A 283-nucleotide genomic window follows, 5' to 3' on the forward strand; every position below is an offset into this window, starting at 1 on the left:
ATTATGGATCAAGCGAGCTGGCATCAAACACATTTAGCCAATCATTTTAAGAACATCACGATAATCCATATCCCGCCATATTCACCAGAATTAAACCCGATAGAACAAGTTTGGCAATGGCTTCGACAATACAAGTTAGCGAATAGGTGTTTTGAAAACTATAACGATATAGTGAACTCAGTATGCAATGCTTGGAACAGTTTTTGTGAAGATAAACGCAGAGTCCAATCCCTCTGCTTTAGAGATTGGACTCGATTGGTAAGTTAATTAATGGAACTGGTAT

General features: G+C 37.8%; 1 protein-coding gene. It reads left to right on the forward strand.

Annotation, left to right across the window (positions count from 1 at the left end):
- On the forward strand, positions 1 to 267 hold a 267-nt coding region (locus tag AACR09_RS08565; protein WP_193836305.1), incomplete at its 5' end, for a transposase.
- Between the last annotated feature and the right edge of the window lie 16 nt (positions 268 to 283).

Origin of the sequence: Vibrio sp. OPT20, assembly GCF_963889365.1 — a bacterium.
GTDB lineage: Bacteria > Pseudomonadota > Gammaproteobacteria > Enterobacterales > Vibrionaceae > Vibrio > Vibrio splendidus.